The organism is Allohahella sp. A8, from assembly GCF_047946665.1.
Lineage (GTDB): Bacteria > Pseudomonadota > Gammaproteobacteria > Pseudomonadales > Oleiphilaceae > Allohahella.
This window is the reverse complement of record NZ_CP172312.1, coordinates 3,323,814-3,343,043: the sequence shown is the minus strand read 5'-3', so window position 1 is coordinate 3,343,043 and position 19,230 is coordinate 3,323,814. Positions and strand designations below refer to the sequence as shown.

At 56.7% G+C, this 19,230-nt stretch carries 17 protein-coding genes; 6 read left to right on the top strand and 11 right to left on the bottom strand.

Annotated elements, in window-relative coordinates; all coding sequences use genetic code 11:
* The first annotated feature begins 5 nt into the window (after nt 1–5).
* The 3 genes from glk to eda all read left to right on the top strand — a co-directional run bounded on the left by glk (nt 6) and on the right by eda (nt 3,766).
* Nucleotides 6–1,064, top strand: coding sequence for a glucokinase (glk, locus tag ACH3PB_RS15035; protein WP_416396159.1), 1,059 nt, complete (start codon nt 6–8; stop codon nt 1,062–1,064).
* An 81-nt stretch (nt 1,065–1,145) separates the two neighbouring features.
* The gene (edd, locus tag ACH3PB_RS15030) at nt 1,146–3,101 is read left to right on the top strand and encodes a phosphogluconate dehydratase (RefSeq protein WP_416396157.1); all 1,956 of its coding nucleotides are present in this window, start codon (nt 1,146–1,148) and stop codon (nt 3,099–3,101) included.
* On the top strand, nt 3,098–3,766 hold the full coding sequence (gene eda / locus ACH3PB_RS15025; protein WP_416396155.1) for a bifunctional 4-hydroxy-2-oxoglutarate aldolase/2-dehydro-3-deoxy-phosphogluconate aldolase: 669 nt from the start codon (nt 3,098–3,100) through the stop codon (nt 3,764–3,766). Before edd ends, eda begins: the two co-directional genes overlap by 4 nt.
* An 88-nt stretch (nt 3,767–3,854) precedes the next feature.
* Here the strand turns inward: eda and rpoD are convergent, their stop codons facing one another.
* From rpoD to rpsU, 4 genes are all read right to left on the bottom strand, one after another.
* On the bottom strand, nt 3,855–5,756 hold the full coding sequence (gene rpoD, locus ACH3PB_RS15020; protein WP_416396153.1) for an RNA polymerase sigma factor RpoD: 1,902 nt from the start codon (nt 5,754–5,756) through the stop codon (nt 3,855–3,857).
* A gap of 383 nt (nt 5,757–6,139) precedes the next feature.
* Nucleotides 6,140–7,981, bottom strand: a complete 1,842-nt coding sequence (gene dnaG, locus ACH3PB_RS15015) for a DNA primase (RefSeq protein ID WP_416396152.1) — start codon at nt 7,979–7,981, stop codon at nt 6,140–6,142.
* Nucleotides 7,982–8,061: 80 nt separating this feature from the next.
* On the bottom strand, nt 8,062–8,505 hold the full coding sequence (locus tag ACH3PB_RS15010; RefSeq protein WP_416396150.1) for a GatB/YqeY domain-containing protein: 444 nt from the start codon (nt 8,503–8,505) through the stop codon (nt 8,062–8,064).
* 171 nt (nt 8,506–8,676) lie between these two features.
* Nucleotides 8,677–8,892 carry a 30S ribosomal protein S21 gene (rpsU, locus tag ACH3PB_RS15005; RefSeq protein WP_344805461.1) on the bottom strand — a complete coding sequence of 72 codons (216 nt, stop codon included), beginning with the start codon at nt 8,890–8,892 and terminating at the stop codon, nt 8,677–8,679.
* Between the two features lie 260 nt (nt 8,893–9,152).
* Here rpsU and tsaD point away from each other — a divergent pair, with 260 nt between their 5' ends.
* Nucleotides 9,153–10,190, top strand: coding sequence for a tRNA (adenosine(37)-N6)-threonylcarbamoyltransferase complex transferase subunit TsaD (gene tsaD / locus ACH3PB_RS15000; RefSeq protein WP_416396148.1), 1,038 nt, complete (start codon nt 9,153–9,155; stop codon nt 10,188–10,190).
* Between the two features lie 27 nt (nt 10,191–10,217).
* Here the strand turns inward: tsaD and plsY are convergent, their stop codons facing one another.
* Nucleotides 10,218–10,799 (bottom strand): glycerol-3-phosphate 1-O-acyltransferase PlsY, encoded by a 582-nt coding sequence (plsY, locus tag ACH3PB_RS14995; protein WP_416396147.1) that lies wholly within the window; start codon nt 10,797–10,799, stop codon nt 10,218–10,220.
* On the opposite strand from plsY, the gene ACH3PB_RS14990 reads away from it, so the two are divergent.
* Nucleotides 10,780–11,172: a dihydroneopterin aldolase gene (locus ACH3PB_RS14990; RefSeq protein WP_416396145.1), complete on the top strand. Its 393-nt coding sequence runs from the start codon at nt 10,780–10,782 to the stop codon at nt 11,170–11,172. The genes plsY and ACH3PB_RS14990 overlap by 20 nt on opposite strands.
* Before the next feature lie 7 nt (nt 11,173–11,179).
* Nucleotides 11,180–11,737 (top strand): 2-amino-4-hydroxy-6-hydroxymethyldihydropteridine diphosphokinase, encoded by a 558-nt coding sequence (gene folK, locus ACH3PB_RS14985; protein ID WP_416396144.1) that lies wholly within the window; start codon nt 11,180–11,182, stop codon nt 11,735–11,737.
* On the opposite strand, the gene pgi is transcribed toward folK (ACH3PB_RS14985), so the two are convergent.
* From pgi to ACH3PB_RS14955, 6 genes are all read right to left on the bottom strand, one after another.
* Complete coding sequence (gene pgi, locus ACH3PB_RS14980; protein WP_416396142.1) at nt 11,734–13,458, bottom strand: glucose-6-phosphate isomerase; 1,725 nt, start codon at nt 13,456–13,458, stop codon at nt 11,734–11,736. The two genes, folK (ACH3PB_RS14985) and pgi, sit on opposite strands and share 4 nt — an antisense overlap.
* Nucleotides 13,459–13,464: 6 nt before the next feature.
* The gene (panC, locus tag ACH3PB_RS14975; RefSeq protein WP_416396140.1) at nt 13,465–14,337 is read right to left on the bottom strand and encodes a pantoate--beta-alanine ligase; all 873 of its coding nucleotides are present in this window, start codon (nt 14,335–14,337) and stop codon (nt 13,465–13,467) included.
* A gap of 8 nt (nt 14,338–14,345) precedes the next feature.
* On the bottom strand, nt 14,346–15,158 hold the full coding sequence (panB, locus tag ACH3PB_RS14970; RefSeq protein WP_416396138.1) for a 3-methyl-2-oxobutanoate hydroxymethyltransferase: 813 nt from the start codon (nt 15,156–15,158) through the stop codon (nt 14,346–14,348).
* Nucleotides 15,159–15,192: 34 nt separating this feature from the next.
* The gene (gene folK, locus ACH3PB_RS14965) at nt 15,193–15,759 is read right to left on the bottom strand and encodes a 2-amino-4-hydroxy-6-hydroxymethyldihydropteridine diphosphokinase (RefSeq protein WP_416396136.1); all 567 of its coding nucleotides are present in this window, start codon (nt 15,757–15,759) and stop codon (nt 15,193–15,195) included.
* A 44-nt stretch (nt 15,760–15,803) separates the two neighbouring features.
* Complete coding sequence (gene pcnB, locus ACH3PB_RS14960) at nt 15,804–17,210, bottom strand: polynucleotide adenylyltransferase PcnB (protein WP_416396134.1); 1,407 nt, start codon at nt 17,208–17,210, stop codon at nt 15,804–15,806.
* A 578-nt stretch (nt 17,211–17,788) separates the two neighbouring features.
* Nucleotides 17,789–19,225 carry a sigma-54-dependent transcriptional regulator gene (locus tag ACH3PB_RS14955; RefSeq protein ID WP_416396133.1) on the bottom strand — a complete coding sequence of 479 codons (1,437 nt, stop codon included), beginning with the start codon at nt 19,223–19,225 and terminating at the stop codon, nt 17,789–17,791.
* Between the last annotated feature and the right edge of the window lie 5 nt (nt 19,226–19,230).

Here is a 19,230-nt window from a genome sequence, read left to right as displayed (position 1 = left end):
AAGCAATGAACTCGTACGCACTCGTCGGTGATATCGGTGGCACCAACGCCCGTTTTGCCTTAATTGATAGGAAGCCTGATAAGAAGCTTGATCAGCAGGCCGAAGCCCCGCAGGCAGGATCGAATCTCCTTGCGGTCGCGACCTTACCCTGCGCGGATTACGACAATATCGACGAAGCCATCCGCAGCTATCTGAAAGATCAATCGCTCGATGGCGTTGCACAGGCCAGCCTGGCCTTTGCCTGCCCGGTCAACAAGCCCGACATCGTCATGACCAACAATCACTGGCGCTTCAACAAGCAGGCCATGCGCAGTGCCATGGGCTTCGAGCGCTTCGCCATTGTCAACGACTTCACCGCGATGGCGCTGGGTGTAAGTGTGGTCCGTGAACTTGGTGGTGATCTCTTGCGCGAGGTTGGCGCGGTCGACGAGACCGCGGTGTCCCAATCAGCACCACAGCTCGTGATTGGTCCCGGCACAGGGCTCGGGGTTTCTGCACTCATCAACGTTAACGATGAATGGCTGCCGCTCGCGACCGAAGGCGGCCACACCAGCTTCGCCCCGACGACCGATCACGAAGTCGCCATGCTGAAGATCCTGCTGAAGAAATATGGCCGGGTATCGATTGAGCGCCTCGTGTCCGGAAGCGGCCTACTGAATATCTATGAGTGTCATGCTGAACTTGCCGGTGAGCCTGCGCGTTATCATTCGCCGGCCGACGTTACTGCTGCGGCCCTGGGCACCGATCGTACGCCTAACGCCCTAGCGCTGGCGGCGCTGAACCACTTCTGCGAGCTGCTGGGGCGAGTCGCGGGTGATGCCGTGCTCACCATTGGAGCCTTCGGCGGTGTCCATATCTGCGGTGGCATCGTCCCGCGCATGATTGATTTCTTCTTGGCCAGTCAGTTCAGAACGGCCTTCGAAGACAAGGGTCGAATGGCGCATCTGCTCAAGGCGACGCCGACGTACGTAGTGATGGACGGGCTCGCCGGCCTTCGTGGCGCCGCGGCCGCACTCAGCAATCCCTTCATCCGCAGCGGGAGTCAGGTCCAGCCTGGGCTCTAGCGTCGTACTTGCCTGTATCAGGCTTGTAGTCAGATTAAGGTCTCAGCACATCAGATAGTCAGCTCCAGGAGGCAGGGAATAGTGAGTACTACAACATCAAGCTCGGCGCAGGCGCCCTCAAAAGCACTCGCCGAGATCACCGCCCGGATCGAAGCGCGCAGTCGGTCGCACCGGCAGGCGTACCTGAACCGCATGCGGCATTCCCGCGATACCTTCGAGCGCCGCGAAAAGCTCTCTTGTGGCAACTTCGCACACGGCATCGCCGCCTGCAGCACTGAAGAAAAGAATACCTTGGTCATGGCGAATGCCGCCAACGTGGGTATCGTGACGGCCTACAACGATATGCTTTCGGCTCACCAGCCCTACGAGCACTATCCCGAGCTTGTCCGACAAGCCGCGCGAGGCATGGGTTGCACCGCTCAGGTCGCTGGCGGCGTGCCCGCCATGTGCGATGGTGTCACGCAGGGCCAGGCAGGCATGGATCTGTCGTTGCTCAGCCGCGACATCATTGCCATGACGACGGCCATAGCGCTGTCCCATAACATGTTCGACAGCGTGGTGTGTCTCGGCATCTGCGACAAGATCGTGCCGGGCCTGTTTATCGGATCATTGGCCTTTGGTTATCTGCCGACAGTATTTCTGCCAGCCGGGCCGATGCCGAGCGGTATACCCAACAGCGAGAAAGGCCGCATCAGACAGCTCTATGCCGAAGGCCAGGTGGGACGCGACGAGCTCCTCAAGGCCGAGATGGGTTCCTATCATTCTGCTGGTACCTGTACCTTCTACGGCACCGCGAACACCAATCAGATGATGATGGAATTCATGGGGCTGCAACTCCCGGGCGGCTCCTTCGTCAACCCGGGCACCCCACTGCGTCGTGCCCTGACCACCCTTGGCGTCGAACAGGCGATTCGCAATTCGGACAAGGGCAGTAGCTACCGTCCGATGATGGACATCGTCGGGGTCGAAAGTATCGTCAACGCCATGGTCGGTCTGCTGGCAACGGGTGGTTCGACCAATCACACCATACACCTTGTGGCGATGGCCCAGGCTGCTGGTGTCTTGATCGATTGGCAGGACTTCAGCGATCTCAGCAAGATTATACCGCTGATGGCGCGGGTCTATCCAAATGGCGACGCTGATGTGAATCACTTCCATGCTGCTGGCGGAGTGGTGTTCATGATTCGTGAGCTGCTCGAGCACGGCTTGCTCCACGACAAGGTCGACACCATGCTTGGCGAAGGACTCTACGACCATTACACCAAGGAGCCATTCCTGGAGAATGATGGGTCCATCCGTTGGGAGCCGGGCTCTCGGGAAACTGGCGACAAGGATATCCTCAAGACGGTGGCCGAACCCTTTCAGAAAGAAGGTGGTCTGGAGCTGTTGAAGGGCAACCTCGGCAACAGCATCATCAAGGTCTCGGCTGTTGCCGACAAGCATCGTTACGTCCGCGCGCCGGCCCGTGTTTTCCATAGCCAGCATGAGGCTGTCGATGCTTACACCGCTGGCAAGCTGAATCAGGATGTAGTTGTTGTGCTCAACTACCAGGGTCCCAAGGCCTGCGGGATGCCTGAGCTGCATAAATTAACGCCGCCGCTCTCCAGTTTGCAGAGCAAGGGCTTCGCAGTGGCGCTGGTGACGGACGGACGCATGTCAGGCGCCTCAGGCAAGGTCCCGGCTGCCATTCACGTCTCGCCGGAAGCGCTCGATGGCGGCCCAATCAGCCTGGTGCGTGATGGCGATATAATCGAAGTTGACTCCCTGAACGGCAAATTGCTTCTCGAAGTCGATGAGGCCGAGCTGGAGCGTCGCCGCGCAGAGATCGTCGTCCCTGATCTCAGCGCCAACGAGTGGGGCCTTGGTCGGGAGTTGTTCGCACCTATGCGCGCTGCCATGAGCAAAGCAGAATCAGGCGCGAGCTTCTTCACTCAAACCTGGACCGGGCTCACCGAACAGACTGTGAATATCGACGGGTCCGCTGCGGTGCCGGGTTACGGCACCGAGCCAGGCAAGAAGGCAGGCACACAGTCATGACCGGATCGATGACCGAACTCTACTCGCCCCAGTTCAAGCCTACCGAAGCGCTGTTCAACCGCTCGCCCATCATTGCGGTGGTGAGTATCGACAAGCTTGAGAATGCCGTTCCCATCGCTCAGGCTCTGGCCGAGGGCGGAGTGGATGTCATCGAGGTGACCCTTAGAACCAAGAGCGCCCTCAAGGCCATCGAGGCGATAGCTCGCGAAGTCTCCCATGTCGCTGTGGGTGCTGGCACTGTCTGTGATCGAACACAGCAACAGGCTGTACTGGATGCCGGTGCCCAGTTTGCCTTCAGTCCTGGCGCCACGCTGGAGCTTCTCGAAGCCTACCAGGATTCGCCAATACCCTTTGTGCCTGGCGTATCCAGCGCGACCGAAGTGCTCACTGCAAAGTCGTATGGTTACTACCATATGAAATTGTTTCCGGCCGAGGTGGTTGGTGGGCGCGCACTGTTGAAGGCGCTCGGCGCACCTATACCTGAGGTCCGCTTCTGCCCTACAGGCGGCGTTCGTATGGAGACTGCTGCTGATTACCTGGCACTACCGAACGTCAGCTGTGTCGGCGGCTCCTGGCTACTGCCAGCTGACGTGCAGGCCAGCGGCAACTGGGCAGAAGTCACCCGGCTGGCGAAGGCCTCGTTGGCGCAACTCAAACAAACCTGAGCACTGCCCGAACATGCCGCTTCTTTGGAGCGGAATCGCAGGCACAAAAAAGCCGCTTCGCAGCGGCTTTTTCAATTTTTCGACAGAACTACTCGTCGATAAAGCTACGCAGATGGTCTGATCGGCTCGGATGACGCAGCTTACGCAGCGCCTTCGCTTCGATCTGTCTGATCCGCTCTCTGGTAACGTCGAACTGCTTGCCGACTTCTTCCAGCGTGTGGTCAGTGTTCATTTCGATACCGAAACGCATCCGCAGAACCTTCGACTCACGTGCAGTCAGGCCAGCCAGAACGCGACGGGTCGCTTCACGCAGGCCTTCGCCAGTCGCTGAGTCGATTGGTGACTCTGCCTGACCGTCCTCGATGAAATCCCCCAGATGCGAATCTTCGTCGTCACCGATAGGCGTTTCCATTGAGATCGGCTCTTTCGCGATCTTCAGGACCTTGCGAACCTTGTCTTCCGGCATATCCATGCGGTAGGCGAGTTCTTCCGGCGTCGGCTCACGACCCATCTCCTGCAGCATCTGCCGTGAAATACGGTTCAGCTTGTTGATGGTTTCGATCATGTGCACCGGAATACGGATGGTGCGGGCCTGATCCGCAATCGATCGCGTGATTGCCTGTCTGATCCACCACGTCGCATAGGTCGAGAACTTGTAACCTCGGCGATATTCGAACTTGTCGACAGCCTTCATCAGACCGATGTTGCCTTCCTGGATGAGGTCGAGGAACTGCAGGCCACGGTTGGTGTACTTCTTCGCGATCGAGATAACCAGACGCAGGTTCGCTTCCACCATTTCTTTCTTGGCACGACGCGCCTTGGCTTCACCGATTGATACCCGGCGATGAATTTCCTTCACATAAGGAATATCCATGTCGAGCTGGTCTTTCACGAAGGCGATCCGTCGCTGACGGCGCACAATTTCGTCTTTTTTCTCAACGATTGCGGCAGCCCAGGCAGTGTCGTTATTCTTGAACGAATCGACCCAGGTCAGATCCTGCTCATTGCTCGGGAAGGTCTTGATGAACTCGGATTTCGGCATACGGCATTCGCGGATACAGATGCGCATGATCTCACGCTCGTTCTGACGCACAGCTTCGTTCGAAATCCGTACGCGGTGCACCAGTGCGTCGTACTGCTTCTGAGCCAGCTTGAGTCGGGTGAACTGCTCGCTCAGCGTCTCGAGAGCCGCCTGCGTATTCTTGTGATCACGACCGTGCTTCTCGATCATCTTCTGCGCAGCCGCGTAGCTCGCCGCCAATGCCTCGAAATGCGCACGGGCTACTTCCGGATCAGGACCGCTCTCGACTTCAGTTTCTTCATCGGAATCATCATCTGAATCGTCATCGGTGTCGTCAGAATCATCGGCAACAGCATCTTTCTTGCCGCCGTCCTTCTTGCCTTTACCACCAGGCTTCACGACATCATCAAGGTCATCCTTGTCTGCTGCCGGCGCGGGCGCCTGGCTGTCGATAGTGTCGTCGAGAAAGCCGATGATGATCTCATTCAGGCGCGGCCCTTCTTCTTCCTGGCTGGCAGCATAGGCGCTCAATACGCGCTCCATGGTGCCGGGGAAGTAGACGAGGGCTGCCATGACATCACTGATGCCTTCCTCGATACGCTTCGCAATGACAATTTCGCCTTCACGCGTCAGCAGCTCCACGGTGCCCATCTCACGCATATACATGCGGACGGGGTCAGTGGTTCGGCCGGCGTCGCTCTCCACCGAGGCCAGGGCTGCAGCAGCCTCGGCAGCGGCTGAGTCATCAGCGGCGTCGCCATCGCTCATCAACAGTGATTCGGCATCGGGCGTTTCCTCGCAAACGAGGATGCCCATGTCGTTGATCATGCGGATGATGTCTTCGACCTGATCAGGATCAGCTATGTCTTCCGGCAGGTGGTCGTTAACCTCTGCATAGGTGAGATAGCCCTGCTCCTTGCCACGAGCGATCAGCTCTTTCAAACGAGACTTGCGGGTGTTTACCGACATATGAACCCTATTCAATTGGATGTACGCGGACAGTCGCCGACAGCACGCCAGAGCAGAACCTAACAACACTTGATCAAACTGATCAAACCGATCAATATAAGGCTGTAAACCTTATTTTGCTGCCAAGGTTGTCATCAGGAGCGCACCTGTCGCTGCGTCTCAGACAGTCTTTTCTTGCTTACGTAAATCCGTGTGTGTGTGCGAGCAAAAATTAGCCGGGCATTATACCGCCGACCGGGTCTGTACTCCAGTAACTTATTCTGTTACTACGTCTCTGCTCCTGATTCTTACGTACCATTGTTGCCTCAGGTTCAGGCACTTCAATGGCTTGCGTCGTTATCCCAGTTATGGGTCCGACGCCCTGCAAATTCAACTATAGCCAGTCAGAGTTCTGCAATTAAACGCTTGTATTGAGCCTTCAGCTCGGCATCCGCAGGATCTATCCGCATGGCCTGCTCGACTCGAAGCAGTGTGCTACGAGTATAGCTACGTTTCATTTGGGCAAGTGTATCCTGCAGTTGCTGCTCAAGCATGCTACCTTCCGGCAGCCCTGAGCCGGTTTCGAGGGCAGGCAGGTCGAACAGGTATTGCAATCGGTCGGCTAGTTCCGGGTTGCAGCCAAGCGCGTACAGCAGGTCTTCGGTGCTGTTGATTTCCATTTCCCGCAGCCAACCAGCGAAGCCCAGCGCATCCCGTTCGGCAGCATCGTCAATGTCAAAATCGCCCATGGTAAGGGCTCGGGCCGCACAGGATGGGTCTTGCAGTAAACACGCGACCAGTGATCGGGCCAGCGGGGTGGCTCTTGCGGTCAGTACCGAGCCTTCCATGAGTTGGCTGAAGCTGAGCGTCGGCGCAGGCGGACGGCGCTTGAAGCGATCATAACCGCCGCCATTGGCGCCGCTCCCGCCGCTGTTGCTTCGGCTCTTGAAGTTACCCTTGCCGGCAGCGTTCTGATAGCCGTGCTGATCCCGCGTGGCTTTCCAGAGATCCTCCTTCAGGCCATTATGCAGGGCGGGTGCAGTCTGGCGGTTGATCAGGTTCAGCATTTCAGTGCCGCGCTTGAACAGCAGGCTCTTGCTCTCGGCAAGCGACAGATCAAGATTCTGTCCCAGTACGCGGAACAGGAAGAGTGACAGTGGCAGGGCTTCGTCAAGCGCGGCGGCCATGGCTTCGCCCCCGATTCGTCTGACATGGGTGTCCGGATCTTCGCCTTCAGGCAGGAGCATGAAGGCTACGCGCTGGCCGTCCTGCAGGAGCGGCAGGATTTTTTCCATGGCTTTCTTGGCCGCGCTGATGCCGGCACTGTCGCCGTCGAAGCAGAACACGACCTCCTCCGATAGCGTCAGCAGGCGCTGCAGGCTCTCTTCGTTGGTGGCGGTGCCCATGGTGGCCACGGCGCCAGAAATGCCGTGCTGCGTCAGCGCGATGACGTCGAGATAGCCTTCCACCACGACCAGTCGGTCGACCTTGCCGAAATGCTGTTTGCTTTCCCAGAGGCCGTACACGACCTGGCTTTTCTTGAAGAGTTCGGATTCGACGCTGTTGATGTACTTGGCTTTGTCGTCACCCAGGGTGCGCCCACCAAAGCCGATGGTTCGGCCGCGGTGGTCGCGAATTGGGAACATGAGACGGTTTCTGAACTGATCGTAGGCTGAGCTGGCATCGCCGCGGAGCAGCCCGAGACCGTGCAAGGCGGGCCGAAGCTTCACCGCGGCCTTGGCTTGAGCTAATAGCTTGCCGGCGGAAGGCGCGTAGCCTAACCCGTACAATGTCTGCATGCTCTGGTCAACACCGCGCTCGCGCAGGTAACTCGAAGCGACTGAGTTGCCGCGCCGCAACTCTGCCTGATACAGCTCTGTAGCCAGTGTTGCCGCGGAATAGCTGCTCTTCAGCTCATCGTAGCGCTCACGATCCTGTTGTTCGCGCGGCACTTCCAGTCCAAGTCGTCCCGCCAGGCTTTCAACGGCCGAAACAAAGTCGAGATTATCGATACTGGTAAGAAAACTGAGGGTGTTGCCGTGGGCTTCGCAGCCATAACAGTGGTAGTGGGGAAAGTCCCCGGTTTCATAAACGTGGAAAGAGGGCGTCTTTTCGTTATGGAAGGGGCAGCGCCCTGTCCATGAGCCGCCAGCCTTTTTGAGGTCCACCCGATCACGAACGATGCCTACGAGATCGGCACGCCGGTTGATTTCATCGATGAACGCGTCGGGTATTCGTCCAGCCATTGGCTTGAGGTTTCTCCAGACCAAACGAGCGCATTAGAAGCTGCGCAGGGAGAAAGTCTATAGCAAGGATAGCAGGTGGACTAGGCGAGGGCGCCTTTGATTTTCTGACTGACCTGGCCCATGTCTGCGCGGCCTTGAGCCTGGCCCTTGACGATTGCGACCACTTTGCCCATGTCCTTCATCGAACTCGCGCCTGTCTGTTCAATGGCATCTTTGATGATGGCATCGAGTTCCTCATCAGACAGCTGCTCAGGCAGAAAATCAGCAATAACCTTGAGTTCGAACTCTTCACGTTCGACGAGGTCACCGCGACCAGCCTTCTCGAATTGCGAGATTGAGTCGTATCGCTGCTTCTTCATCTTGTCGAGAATGACCAGCATGCGCTCGTCGTCGACCTCGATGCGCTCATCGACCTCGATGCGTTTGACATCGGCAAGTATCAGGCGGATTGCATTAAGCCGTTCCTGATCGCGGGCGCGCATGGCGTCCTTCATTGCAGCCGTTAATGACGCTTTGATAGACATCTTCAATTCCGTATCGACTTGAACATCAGCTCAGGTGCTGAAAGAAAGTACCGAGTTAAATTGAGCGCATGAAAACGAACAGCCATGAATATAGCTGTTGAAGCTGCTCTTCAGATTATCGGTCTGGCCTGGGCCAGCAAATCTGCCGGCATCGAGCCAGCGGATCAGCAATCAGTACAGACGTTCGAAACGACGCTGTTCGCGCTGAACTTTCTTGGCATGACGCTTTACAGCGGCAGCCAGCTTGCGCTTACGCTCTGCGGTCGGCTTTTCATAGAATTCACGACGACGAACTTCAGAAAGGACGCCAGCCTTTTCACAGGAGCGCTTGAATCGGCGCAGGGCGATATCGAACGGCTCGTTTTCTTTCAATTTAACTGAAGGCATTTACACCACTCATGTTTCAATATTGGTTACAATTCAATTCCACGGAATGCTGCTGACCTCTCGGGTTAGTCCTGATCCAGTACCCGATTTCAGGGTAATGAGGGTTCTGGACGAACGAAATCCATACAGTTTCTCGCAAGGGCGCGCATTGTAAACGCTGCAGGCACGGGCTGTAAAGCTGCCGTGAAAAATTGACCAGAGCCAAAGACAGGGGAAAACATGAAGCAAGCCATACCGACGTCGCCAGAAAGGCCCGGTTCATGAGGGTTCTGGGCATAGAAACCTCCTGTGATGAAACTGCTCTGGCCGTCTACGGACACCCTCCTGGCGAAGATAGGCAGACGGCCAGGCTGTACGGTCACGTGCTCCATAGCCAGATTGCCATGCATGCCGATTACGGCGGTGTAGTGCCCGAACTGGCCTCACGCGATCATGTGCAGAAGCTCTGGCCTTTGTTGAATGCCCTGTTGGACGAGTGCGAACTGACTGCAGCAGACATCGATGCAGTGGCCTATACCGCTGGCCCCGGACTCGTCGGCGCGCTTATGGTGGGCGCTTGCTTTGCCACCGGCTTTGCCTGGGGCCGTAATCTGCCGGTAGTCCGTGTTCATCATATGGAGGGTCACTTGCTTGCGCCAATGCTGGACGACCCGGAGTTGAAACCGCCGTTTGTGGCATTGCTCGTTTCCGGGGGGCATAGTCAACTGGTGGCGGTCCATCAACCCGGCGAATACGAGTTGCTGGGAGAGTCGCTGGATGATGCCGCCGGCGAAGCCTTTGACAAGGTGGCGAAGATGCTCGAGCTCGATTATCCGGGTGGCCCCAATGTGGCAAGACTTGCGGATACCGGCGACCGCACTGCGATGCGCTTTCCGCGGCCGATGACTGATCGACCGGGCCTTGATATGAGCTTTAGCGGGCTGAAGACATTCACTCGCAATGTGCTCGCAGAAGGCAAGGCGAAACACGCTGACATTGCAGCGGCCTTCCAGGAAGCAGTCGTCGATAGCCTCGTCATCAAGTCAAGACGCGCTATCGAAGCTACTGGTTACCGTCAACTCGTGGTGGCTGGTGGCGTGAGTGCCAATCGTCGATTGCGGGAAGTAATGGATGCGGCCGGCCGTAAGGCTGGTTTCAGCATTGCTTATCCAAGAGCGGAGTTTTGCACAGATAACGGTGCGATGATCGCTTTGGCGGGTTATCGGCGAGCGATCAATGGAGAAGCCAGAAAAAATCTGGAAGTGCTTGTTACACCCCGTTGGCCGCTGTCATCGCTTATGGTCGATAGCCAGACCTAGGTAGCTCAGCCAAGATTGCACCCGTGTCTACAGCGATTGTTCCTTGCCTTTGGCAAGAGCGATGATGTTGTCGCGATGCCGGATCACGAGTACGAGCGAGAGCACAACAAAAAACAGCGTGAAGTCCGGATTGAAAAAATAAGCAATCCAGGGCGCGAGACCTGCCGCTGCCAATGAGGCCAAAGAAGATATACGTTTCCAGAGCAGCAGGGCCCACCACACCGCGCCCAGTATCAGCGTTGTCCAGAACGCCAGTGCGAGACCAGTGCCCAGCATTGTCGCTACGCCTTTGCCACCCTGGAATTTGTGATAGATTGGCAGAATGTGGCCGAGCACTGCAGCAACGGCGACCAGGCCGAGATATTCGGCCTCAAGGCCAGCAAGATGTCCCAGGCCAACCGCCAGGGCGCCTTTGCCAGCATCCCAGATTAGCGTGAGTGCTGCAGGTAGCATTCCGCCTAACCTGTATACGTTAGTTGCTCCGGGGTTGCGTGAGCCGCTTTCGCTAGGCGAAGGCAAGCCAAACAGGACGCAAATGAGATAAGCGCCCATGGATGAACCCAGCAGGTAAGCCAATGGAAGACAGATCATGAAACCGGTAGATACCATCGGCGCCTCCTTGCCGCAGCGTCAGAGCGTAGTCATTCAAGCCCTGGAACTGGACTGCGTAATTGGAGTATACGACTTCGAGCGACGCTTCGAACAGCGCCTGTTCCTCGACCTTGCCATGAACACCGATTTCAGCGCAGCCATGCAGTCAGATGCTCTCGACCAGACGCTGAACTACGCAGCGATTTGCGAGCGCTTGCAGTGCATTGCCCGTGAGTCCTCTTACGCGCTTCTGGAGCGCTTGATGGGCGCGTTCATGACTTGTCTGCAGGACGAGTTCGGCGTGACCCATTTTTACATGCGCATCCGCAAACCAGGTGCAGTAGCTGGCACAGACTTCGTAGGCATTGAAATTGACACCAGACCGGCTTAACCCAGCAGTGAACTCTCCGGCGCAGCAAAAGGTACTGACTGGCTTCGGCATCGGCAGCAACATTGAGCCCGAACGGCATATTCATACGGCGCTTTCGGCACTTTGCAGAGAATTCCCAGATTTGCTGATGTCTCCGATATACCGCTGCAAAGCTGTGGGGTTCGATGGCGCCCCGTTTTTGAATCTGGTGGTCGCATCCCGCAATACTCAGCCTCTGTCGGCGCTACAGGCGCTGGTCAAGCGTCTGGAAGCCGCGAGTGGGCGCAGCGGCCATGAAACCAAATACTCTGGCAGAACCCTCGACATCGATATTCTCTTTCATGGCGGGCTCGTGTGCAGAACCGATCAGATTCAGTTGCCGCGAAAGGATGTCGTGAAGTACCCCTATGTGCTCAAGCCACTGACCGACATACTGCCGGATTGGGTGCACCCGGAACGTCATTGCACGGCGGCGGAGCTATGGCAGCGCTTGATAGACGCTGCCGGAAGTGAACAGCTGCTGCTCGAACAGCACGGCGTGCACCCGACTGACATACGTCTGGACACGCCACCGAGGCTGCTTTAGGAATTCGCAGCGCGGGCCGCGTCGACCAGCTGTGCCGTCGACGGATCAAGATTCAGGGCGCCGCTATCCGAACCGCCTTCCAGTAAGGGCAGGATGCTCGAGCACATTTGCTTGCCCAGCTCGACCCCCCATTGATCGAAGGAGTTAAGGTTCCAGATCACGCCCTGCACGAAAATCCTTTGCTCATACATGGCAATGAGCTGGCCCACCGTAAAAGCGTCCACCTCCGGTATAGTGATCGTGGTGCTCGGCTTGTTGCCCTGAATCACTTTATGAGGCGCCAGCTGTGTGGCTTCAGTCTTACTCATACCGGCATCAAGGCATTCCTGCAGTGCCTGGTCCAGCGATTTGCCGGTCAGCATGGCCTGACTCTGGGCCAGGCAGTTGGAAATCAACATTCGATGATGTTTCTGAATCTGCTCAATGCCGATCCGCTCAGCTAGAGGACGTCCCACTTGTCTGGAACGCAAAGGCAGAATGAAGTCGACAGGCACGACGCGCGTGCCCTGGTGTATGAGCTGGTGGTATGCATGCTGGCCATTGGTGCCGGCGCCGCCCCAGACAATTGTACCCGTCTGCGAAAACACCGGTTTGCCGTCACGCTGTACCGATTTGCCGTTACTCTCCATGTCGACCTGCTGCAGATGCGCAGCCAGGTCGTTCAGGCCTTGATCGTAGGGAATGATGGCGTAGTTACCGATGTTCCTGAAATTGTTGTACCAGATGCCGATCACCGCCAGGAGGGCCGGGAGATTCTTCTCCAAAGGCGACGTGAGGAAATGTTCGTCCATATGCTCTGCACCCTGCAGTAGCTTGCGGAACAGCGGCATACCGATCTGGCACGCTATCGGCAGGCCGATAGCCGACCAGAGCGAATAGCGGCCGCCAACCCAGTCCCACATAGGCAGGATGTTTCCGGCATCGATGCCAAAGGCCTGGGCTTTTTCAACGTTGCTCGAAACGGCGATGAAATGTCGGCGCAAGGCTTCAGCCGTATCGTCCAGCGCCGCAACAGCAGGGTCACCAAGAAACCAGGCGCGAGCCGTGAGCGCGTTGGTCAGTGTCTCCTGCGTGGTGAACGACTTGGATTGGACGATGAACAGCGTAGTGCTGGGGCTGAGGTCTTCAAGGGTATTAAGAATGTCCGCGGCGTCGACGTTGGCAACGAAGTGGACACGGATGCGCGGATGCCAGTCAGGCCGCAGCGCCTCAACCACGACCTCGGGCCCAAGAAACGATCCGCCAATTCCAATACTGACTACATCAGTAATCGACTGCCCGTCGTGGCCTGTCCATTCACCGGAGTGCAAGCGCTCGACAACCTTCGACATTTTGTTCAGGGCAGCTTCCACCTCGCTGGAGATGTCTTCCAGGCCGCTGGCAGTTGGTCCGGCACTACGACGAAGCGCCGCATGAAGCACGGCTCTCTGTTCGGTGTTGTTCAGCAGCTCACCGCCGAACATGGCTTTGCGGGCGGTATCTAACCCGCTGTGCTCGAGGAGCGTTAGCAGTTGGTCGCGCACTTTCAGGCTCATGGCGCTGCGAGAGTAGTCCAGCCTCAAATCAGCGCAGCTCGCCGTCATTTTTTCCAGCCGGTCAGGCTCCGCGTCGAAGTAATCGAGTATGCGATCACTTTGGCTGTTATCTGCTAGTTGCTTCAGCACCTCCCAGGCCTTGTTGAACTGCTGGTCCTGTTCTGGCGTCCTGAAAGACGAGTCCATATCTACTTATCCTTGAAACGGCTTGTCGTGACTGCGGGTGATACGAATATTATCGATGAGTCGGGTCTGCCCGAGACGCGCTGCGACCAGAACGACGATATCCCCGTCACGCTCACTGGCTACTTCCAAAGTGTCCGCACGTACGATGTTGAGATACTCGGTTCGGAAGCCTTTCTGCGCCAATTCGGCCAAACCTTCCGTTTGCAACTGCAGAAAGTTCTTTTCGCCAGCACTGATGCGACCAGCGATATGCTGCAGGGTCTGATACAGACCGGCGGCCATTGGCCGATGTTCGGCAGACAGATACTGATTGCGTGAGCTCATGGCCAGGCCGTCAGCCTCCCGCATGGTGGCACCGGAAACGATTTTCACTGGCAGCAATAGGTCGGCAACAAGCTTGCGAATGACCGCCACCTGCTGGAAATCCTTTTCGCCGAAAAATGCCACTGTTGGCTGAACGATATTCAGCAGGATACTGACGACCGTAGATACGCCATCGAAATGTCCTGCCCGATGAGCGCCGCAGTGGTGGCGAGTAACCTCAGGAACGATAACCTTGGTATGCGCCTCAAGACCACGCGGATACAACTGCTCTGCGGTCGGGGTAAACAGCAGGTCACAACCTGCTTCCGCCAGCTTGATCTGGTCGTCCGCCAGCGTTCTTGGGTAGGTATCGAAGTCCTCACCCGCAGCGAATTGAAGCGGGTTGACAAAAATCGAGGCCACCGTGAAATCGCACTGCTTCACGGATTGCTCGATGAGACTGATATGACCGGCGTGGAGGTTGCCCATTGTCGGAACAAAACCGATAGTCGCACCTTGTCGTCGAAAACGATCAAGTATGCCCCTCAGCTCACCGATATCTGTTGAGGTCTGCATGTTCAAGCTCAAGACTCCACCTCAGCAAAGCAATGCTCAGACGCAGGGAAACTGCCGTCTTTCACAGCCTGAACGTAGCGCTCAATTGCCTGCTGAATGGAATCGCTGCCATCCATGAAGTTCCTGACGAATTTGGCCGGTTTGCGCTCGCCCAGGCCAAGCATGTCGTGCATTACAAGCACTTGGGCGTCAGTGTCTGCCCCCGCGCCAATACCGACTACCGGGACGGCGACAGACTCAGTGATCCTGCGCGCCAGATCCGGAGGTACACATTCGAGCAGGAGCATGTCTGCCCCGGCTTCTACCAGAGCGTGAGCATCCTGGAGCATGGCGTCTGCGGCCTTAGCCGTTTTGCCTTGGACCTTGTAGCCGCCAAACTTGTGTACCGACTGTGGCGTGAGGCCGAGGTGTGCGCAAACCGGAACGCCCTGCCGCGAAAGCTGTGCAACCACGTCAGCCAGCCAGCCAGTGCCCTCCAGTTTCACCATGTGCGCACCAGCCCGCATGAGCGTGGCTGCGTCACGGCACGCGCTGGCCGCATCGTTGTAGGTCATGAAAGGCATGTCAGCCATGATGAAGGCTGTCTGACTGCCACGCGCCACACATTCAGTATGATAGGCAATGTCCGCCGTTGTGACCGGCACTGTACTTTCCTTCCCCTGTAGTACCATGCCGAGTGAGTCGCCAATCAGCAATACCTCTACACCTGCCAGCTCTGCCGTTCGTGCGAACATGGCATCATAGGCCGTGAGGACCGCTATTCGTTCCCTGTCTGCCGCCATCTTCTTCAGCCTGGACAGGGTAATTCTGGGTCCGCTCATGTCTTCTCCCCATTCATCCGGTAGGTGATCATCTCTAGACTAATGCCAATTCTTTGCTTGTAAAGCGCTTTATGAGCACCAGACCTTTCCGATCCTTGGCTGCGGGCATATCAGAGAGGGGCCGGCCATCGACGAAACGGAGCGCTGGGGAAATCTCGAGCAGCGGAATGAGTACGAAGTTACGTGTCAGCATGGCGTAATGCGGGATAGTGAGCTCAGGATCATCGAGCTTCTGGTCATCGAACAACAGCAGATCCAGATCCAGCGTTCTGGACGTCCAGCGATGACCTGCACGAACCCGTCCGAAGTCGTGCTCGATCGCTTGAAGTGATGTCAGCAGGGCCTTGGGGGTGAGGCGAGTGGCTACCGCGCATACAGCGTTGGCGTATTGCGATTGAGATGTGCCGCTGCCCGGCAGCGGATCGCTCTCATATGTCGACGACCACTGCGTGAGTTGAGTGTGAGGAAGGGCAGAAATACGCTGAAGGGCCTGGCGCAGGATATCGACGGGGTTGCCGATGCCCTGCATTGACAGGTTGCTGCCAAGGCCGATAAAGGCCTCGCTCGCTATGGGTAGCAATGCCTGTTCAGCCCAAGACACTGGCGCTAATCTGGCTCAGCGAGCAAAGCATGAACACTTGGCCACTAGTGCTGCGGTTTCCGCCCACGACGACGGCGCGGTCGTCTGCGTCCATCACCATCGTCACGTCCGCCTGACGATTCACGACGCTCAAGGCGCTGCTGCTCATGTTTTTCCTGTGCTTCATCATGCAGCAATCTGCCCTCGTCGGACGCAATGTAGTCTGTCCACCACTGTCCCGCGCCCTCGGTATCCTCTCCGGCAGCTTCCCGCAGGAGCAGGAAATCATAGGCGGCGCGGAACCTCGGGTGGAACAGGCAGGACTTGACGTTTCGCTTGCTATGACGCTCGAGCCGCGATTGAAGACCCCAGACCTCTTTCATGGGCATGGTGAAGCGCTTCGGTATGCTCGTGGTCAACAACTGCCTGGCTACGACTGAATCCGCTGCCGCAAAGAAAGCGTCCTGCGGTGCCACGTCGGTGGCGAGCGTCTTTCGATATTCCTTCGAGAATGCTTCCCAGAGAAAAGCGGCGTAGATGAACGCGGGCGTTACTGGCTTGTCTGCTGCAACCCGGCTATCTGTGCTCGCCAGGGCCAACAGTGCGAGCTTCAGCCCGGTTGGCGTCTGTGGAACTTGTGCCAGCAAGTACTGCAGCAGGTTGAAATGTTCGAGCTGTTTCCAGGCGGCCTGACCGTAGCCGGACATAAACAGCTTAAGCGCTTCATCGAAGAGTCTGGCAGAGGGTACTCCAGCCAGCAGTTCGCCCAGCTCATAGATAGCGTCCGACGCTGCCTTGTCAACGGTGAATCCGAGCTTGGCGGCAAACCGGGCAGCTCGCAGCATCCGTACCGGATCTTCGCGGTAGCGAACAGCGGGGTCGCCTATGAGGCGCAGTACCTTGTTATTGAGATCATCCAGACCGTTGGCGTAGGCATGGATACTGAAATCGGAGATGTCGTAATACAACGCGTTCACGGAAAAGTCGCGTCGTTCAGCGTCCTCGTCCTGATTGCCGTAGGTGTTGTCTCTGAGTATGCGCCCGGTCTCTTCGTGCAGATGCTCGTCTTCAAGGTCAGCTGATGCGCGAAAGGTCGCCACCTCGATGATCTCACGACCAAAGCGGACATGGACGAGCTTGAAGCGGCGGCCTATGAGGCGCGCGTTCGAGAATAGCCCGTCTACGACTTCGGGATGGGCGTCGGTAGCGATATCGAAATCTTTCGGATGGCCGCCCAGCAGGAGGTCACGTACGCCACCACCCACCAGGTAGGCCTGATAACCAGAAGCGTTCAGGCGATAGAGCACCTTGAGTGCGGCGCTGCTGATCTGCTTGCGTGAAATCGAATGCTGATCGCGGGGGATTATTTTTTTGTCGATGCCATGAGTAGCAGGCATGGCTGCCTGTGGAATGTCGGCCTGTGGCTGCGGCGCAGCGATGCGGCGTGCAAATCCTAGAAGTTTTCTGAGCATGAAGAATGTCTGTTTTTGTGCGGAAGAATGCCAGGACGCATAGTAAAGCAAAAAGCAAGCGGACACGAAGGAAAAACATGAAGGCTGCTCGAAGCAGCCCCATTGAAAGTGACCGGTGTGGTCGGAGAGAACAACGCTGAGCGCGCTGTCATATCAAATTACAAGCAAAAGGCTTTGAACACATCGAGCAGTAAGACTCTAGGAGCAGGCAATTCGGTTTCTGTGCCGTTGTTGTTTTTGTTAAGGCTTTTCTTATTCCGAAACTGCTTCAGGAGCAATCAATCTGCTAGAAGGCCAGCATTCAAAACTTTCAGCTCGTGCCCGGTTGTTATTGTTTGAGGGGCGTGAGACTCAAGTGAGTCATGTCTAAGTGCATTATTGTTTTTATTGGTGCGGAGTTCGTATTGTTTTTATTTTACAATTCATTACATAGCAGTAACCAAGCCAACTTGTTAAATGTATTCAATATCAATAGCTTGTGTTTATAGCGTTGGTTCGGTGTGATGTCGGGATGTCAGAAGTGTTACCTATGCCCGCGGTTTATGTGTCTCCACTGTGTTCGCAGGTAACAAAGCAGGTCATCCCGACTTTTTGGGGCGAGGAATGCTCAGGCGCTGACGTCGTTCCCACAGATTTTTTCTGCTAATGCCCAGTTTTTTAGCCAATTCTGTCTCGCTCATCGTGTCCTGGTTCTCCAGGACAAAATGCTGGAAATAGTCTTCCAGTGAGAGATCACTGCTTTTGGCAGCATCGGCTTCCTTCGGCATGTCATCGCCCGTGGCGAGCGCCTCAAGATAACTGTTCTGACGATCGTCAAAGTCAATGTCGAGTAGGTCGGGTGTAATACCGGGTGCATCGGTGACGATGATGGCGCGCTCCAGCGCGTTTTCCAACTCTCGCACGTTACCTGGCCAATCGTAGGCAGCTATGGCCTGACGGGCAGCCTGGGTGAGTACGATGCCCGGCTTGTCCATGCGCTTGAGCAATTTCTGCAGGAGCTTGTCCGCCAGAAGCAGGATATCGTCGCCCCGATCCCGAAGCGGCGGAATCTTCAATGGCATGACGTTCAGGCGATAGAAAAGATCCTCGCGGAACTCGTTATTCCGTGTCATCGCCTTGAGGTTACGGTGCGTTGCTGCAAGAAGCCGGACGTCCACCTGGCGGGACTGGGTAGATCCGACACGCCTGATTTCACCCTCCTGCAATACGCGCAATAACCGCGCCTGGGCCTCGAGGGGGAGTTCACCGATCTCGTCGAGAAAAAGCGTGCCGCCGTCAGCCGCTTCGATGAGGCCTCGTCGCGCACTCGCAGCGCCGGTAAACGCGCCTTTCTCGTGGCCGAACAGTTCGGATTCGATCAGTGTCTCGGGTATGGCTGCACAGTTCACGGAGATCAGGGTCTGGTCATGGCGGCGGCTCAAGGCATGAAGCGCTTTCGCTGCCAGTTCCTTCCCCGTGCCGGACTCGCCCTGTATCAGCACGGTCGAATCAGTCGGTGCCACTTTCTCTATGAGCGTGAACAGCTTCAGCATCTGCTCACAGTCGCCGTACATGAAACTCTTGACGCCTGCGCGTGGCGGACCTTCGGCAGTAACTGTCTCGCTACTACCTGCTGTGGGTGAAGCGGAAACCGCGCCCGCGCTCTGGACGAGCTGACTTCGCTGACGCTGCCTTATCAGAATCGACTCGATGGCGGAGAGCATCTCATCATGGTCGAAGGGCTTTGCAAGATAGTCCACTGCGCCACGTTTCATGGCGTTAACAGCAGAGCGCATGCTCGCATAGCTGGTCATCACCAGAACCGGAATGTTCTTGGCCTCCTCAATAAGGCTGGTGCCTTCTCCCCCAGGTAGCCTTACATCGGTGATGATGAGATCGAGTCGCTCGCTACGAATAGCTTCGAGCGCCTCATCTAGGTTGCCGGCCTCGCTGACTGTGTAATCGTTGTACTCGAGCAATTGCTTGAGCGCAGAGCGAATGACCTGCTCGTCTTCGACAATGAGAATGTTCGCCATAAAAA

Bases quoted from the DNA above. Each gene is read 5' to 3' on its own strand.
- glk (WP_416396159.1), top strand. From the start codon at position 6: ATGAACTCGTACGCACTCGTCGGTGATATCGGTGGCACCAACGCCCGT.
- eda (WP_416396155.1), top strand. From the start codon at position 3,098: ATGACCGGATCGATGACCGAACTCTACTCGCCCCAGTTCAAGCCTACC.
- rpoD (WP_416396153.1), bottom strand. From the start codon at position 5,756: ATGTCGGTAAACACCCGCAAGTCTCGTTTGAAAGAGCTGATCGCTCGT.
- dnaG (WP_416396152.1), bottom strand. From the start codon at position 7,981: ATGGCTGGACGAATACCCGACGCGTTCATCGATGAAATCAACCGGCGT.
- ACH3PB_RS15010 (WP_416396150.1), bottom strand. From the start codon at position 8,505: ATGTCTATCAAAGCGTCATTAACGGCTGCAATGAAGGACGCCATGCGC.
- rpsU (WP_344805461.1), bottom strand. From the start codon at position 8,892: ATGCCTTCAGTTAAATTGAAAGAAAACGAGCCGTTCGATATCGCCCTG.
- tsaD (WP_416396148.1), top strand. From the start codon at position 9,153: ATGAGGGTTCTGGGCATAGAAACCTCCTGTGATGAAACTGCTCTGGCC.
- ACH3PB_RS14990 (WP_416396145.1), top strand. From the start codon at position 10,780: ATGAAACCGGTAGATACCATCGGCGCCTCCTTGCCGCAGCGTCAGAGC.
- plsY (WP_416396147.1), bottom strand. From the start codon at position 10,799: ATGGTATCTACCGGTTTCATGATCTGTCTTCCATTGGCTTACCTGCTG.
- pgi (WP_416396142.1), bottom strand. From the start codon at position 13,458: ATGGACTCGTCTTTCAGGACGCCAGAACAGGACCAGCAGTTCAACAAG.
- panC (WP_416396140.1), bottom strand. From the start codon at position 14,337: ATGCAGACCTCAACAGATATCGGTGAGCTGAGGGGCATACTTGATCGT.
- panB (WP_416396138.1), bottom strand. From the start codon at position 15,158: ATGAGCGGACCCAGAATTACCCTGTCCAGGCTGAAGAAGATGGCGGCA.
- pcnB (WP_416396134.1), bottom strand. From the start codon at position 17,210: ATGCTCAGAAAACTTCTAGGATTTGCACGCCGCATCGCTGCGCCGCAG.
- ACH3PB_RS14955 (WP_416396133.1), bottom strand. From the start codon at position 19,225: ATGGCGAACATTCTCATTGTCGAAGACGAGCAGGTCATTCGCTCTGCG.